The sequence below is a fragment of the Bartonella gabonensis genome, assembly GCF_903679515.1.
Classification (GTDB): domain Bacteria; phylum Pseudomonadota; class Alphaproteobacteria; order Rhizobiales; family Rhizobiaceae; genus Bartonella; species Bartonella gabonensis.
This window is the reverse complement of the sequence record NZ_CAHOYM010000049.1, coordinates 1-2500: the sequence shown is the minus strand read 5'-3', so window position 1 is coordinate 2500 and position 2500 is coordinate 1. Positions and strand designations below refer to the sequence as shown.

Annotated in this window: 1 tRNA gene and 2 rRNA genes (1 of these 3 cut by a window edge); all 3 read left to right on the top strand. The window is 39.1% G+C overall.

The features are described from left to right. A 23S ribosomal RNA gene (locus HWX04_RS07400) occupies positions 1-394 on the top strand; it begins 2417 nt to the left of the window's first position. Positions 395-472: 78 nt separating this feature from the next. Then, positions 473-587, top strand: a 5S ribosomal RNA gene (gene rrf / locus HWX04_RS07395). Positions 588-700: 113 nt separating this feature from the next. Beyond that, positions 701-777 (top strand) — tRNA-Met (locus tag HWX04_RS07390). Positions 778-2500 lie beyond the last annotated feature (1723 nt).

Genomic DNA, 2500 nt, shown 5'->3' with positions numbered 1-2500 from the left:
TGGCACCTCGATGTCGACTCATCGCATCCTGGGGCTGGAGCAGGTCCCAAGGGTATGGCTGTTCGCCATTTAAAGCGGTACGTGAGTTGGGTTCAGAACGTCGTGAGACAGTTCGGTCCCTATCTGCCGTGGGTGTTGGAATATTGACAGGACCTGTCCCTAGTACGAGAGGACCGGGATGGACGTATCTCTGGTGGACCTGTTGTGGCGCCAGCCGCATAGCAGGGTAGCTATATACGGACGAGATAACCGCTGAAGGCATCTAAGCGGGAAACTCACCTGAAAACTAGTATTCCCTGAGAACCGTGGTAGACCACCACGTTGATAGGTCAGGTGTGGAAGTGTGGTAACACATGAAGCTTACTGATACTAATCGTTCGATCGACTTGATCGTTCCCATTTCCTATATTCATTCTTAAAATAAAAACATAAAATCAAAAATACCAGCTTCTCTTCTTATGCATTTTGCTGACTTGGTGGTTATGGCGGAGTGAACGCACCCGATCCCATCCCGAACTCGGCCGTGAAACGCTCCAGCGCTGATGGTACTTTGCCTTAAGGCACGGGAGAGTAAGTCGCCGCCAGGTCTGCTAAATGCATACAGAACTCTAAATACTCTTATTTGAAATTTATAATATAAAAAAAAACATAATACACACTCTCAGTAGACAATAAAAAGTTCTTGTCTTAGAATATATAACGCGGGGTGGAGCAGCCCGGTAGCTCGTCAGGCTCATAACCTGAAGGCCGCAGGTTCAAATCCTGCCCCCGCAACCAAAAATAAATCAACAAAAAAATACGCAAAAAACTGCTCTCCCTTCGTAAAAATTGCTCAAATCCCACATAAAATATAAAAAAAATCATTGCACAGACATACAGAACTGATAGATCTTTCTGCTTTCTGCATGGCGCGAGGATATCCAAAAAAAACAATCCTTAACTCAAATCCCTAAAATATACAAAAATACCCATCTTAAACAGCACAAATTTATATCCCTCTCCCCATGTAAAAAGCTGCTGACATCTCAGATAAAAAACAGTCCACATAAATGCATATGAAGCTATGACTTGGTGATAGCCGATGATCCCCAGCATTCCTGCCTAAAAAAATAAAAGGGGAAGCTTTTTAAATCAAATGCTATACTTAGAAGTTCTCATATAAAGCGCTGCATAAAATTTATCAAAACAAAAGGAAGTTACAACCTCTTACTCTCTGATCAATATTCTCTGGATGGAGTAGAGATCTTTGCATATTAGTGTTTTTTAAAAAAAGCTTTGGAGGCGATTAAGTTCATTCTGAACAGTATTTTTGCATCCTAAGAGGAGAGCTGTGTAAATACTATAAAACAGCATGCTCTCTAAGCTAAGAAGAAAATTGCCGAAGTCAAATCATGACAGAAATCTCTAAAACATATCCATATTATTTCAACGCTCCTATCATGTTGCTTAAGCGCGCGCAATTACAAAGCTATGCCCTGACAAAAAGGCTTCCTGCGTAAAAAACATAAGGAAGCTCTCTGATAAACACCATAATTAAAAACTCTCACCACTATCTCTGCAGAATAAAATTCTGCAAAAAAATCAATAAATCTTAATTCTTTGGAAAGATAGAAGTATGGCAAAGGTACCAGAAGGGCGTGGGAAAAGGAAAAAGCCTATAGGGAGGTAATTCTAAATATAAAATTTGCTAGAAACTCAATCTATCATTCTCTTTCTAAAAACGCTTGAAGAACAGGCTAACGTACTCTTTTATGATATCTGTCACATTATCCCATTTCTAGAGCTTACATCTCTCTCTTTGCCACAATATGCTTCCTTTTTGCGGTGACACTTTTGCATATCATCCATCGGCATTATCGCCATCCTTCGTCCGTAAGAGAGTTTTTTGCCTTTGCTGCAATGTCACTAACGTTGGCAATTTTACCATGCAACTTCTCTATGCTAAAAATTTGCCAATCACTAAAATTCTCTATCTTTTGAAAGTTAAAAAAGGCCAAAAGGATAAACAAAGGGGCAGGTAATAGAGAAAAAAAGCACAATAGGCACCTAAACACTCAATGGTGTCCCTGTGTAGTAACAGGGGATTTTATCGCCGGTGGGTGGTAAAATCTACCTTAAATATGAAAATATAATAGATAGAGGTCGTTATGTGCTAATGGATTGTATCTTCTACTTCTTTACATTCTTTCCAATGCTCGTAGTATGTTGCTTAAGAAAAATCGAGAGATAAAGCGCAAACCTTCCAGAACAATAACCTCTTTGCTTCTTTAGAAAATTCACATCCTTTGGAAAAATAAAGAGAACAGAAATAAAGAAAAACAATCCCTCAAATAACTAAATGAAAAAAAGCTGTACAAATCTGTACAGCTTTTTTATGCTTGCTTGAGAGGAATAAATTTTAAAGCTCCCAAAAATCCTTACGGCTTCTGTAACCATAATAACCACAAACACTCGAAATAATCGCACCTATCAGACACTCGAAATAATCGCACCTATCAGA